General features: G+C 69.1%; 1 pseudogene. It reads right to left on the reverse strand.

Annotation, left to right across the window (positions count from 1 at the left end):
- Positions 1 to 59: 59 nt before the first annotated feature.
- Positions 60 to 327, reverse strand: a pseudogene (locus tag ADK66_RS32170) (hypothetical protein); the annotation flags it as partial.

Below are 327 nucleotides of genomic sequence, written 5' to 3' on the forward strand. Positions count from 1 at the left end.
AACCTGGACGGGACACGGCGTGCGCTGTTGATCACGGTCGAGACCCACCCACGAGAACGTCACGAGGGCCATCTTTGGCTACCCGCGAGCTGCGCCCCCGAGAGCGCGGACGCGGGTCGCGCGGCCGCCGAGTGCGGTGTTCGCGTAGGGCCGCTGCGCCGGGTGCGCATCCCGACCACCAGGGCTGTGATGACGACAACTGCGCTGGGAACGAGGACCCCGATCGTCGCGGCGCCCGCTGCGCGATCCGTCACGACGTTGGCGATATCGGTGCGCAGCGCAGCATCGAACACGAAGGACAGGGTGTTGTACCCCGCGTGTAGCACC

Origin of the sequence: Micromonospora sp. NRRL B-16802 (assembly GCF_001279555.1) — a bacterium.
GTDB classification, from domain to species: Bacteria; Actinomycetota; Actinomycetes; order Mycobacteriales; family Micromonosporaceae; genus Micromonospora; species Micromonospora profundi.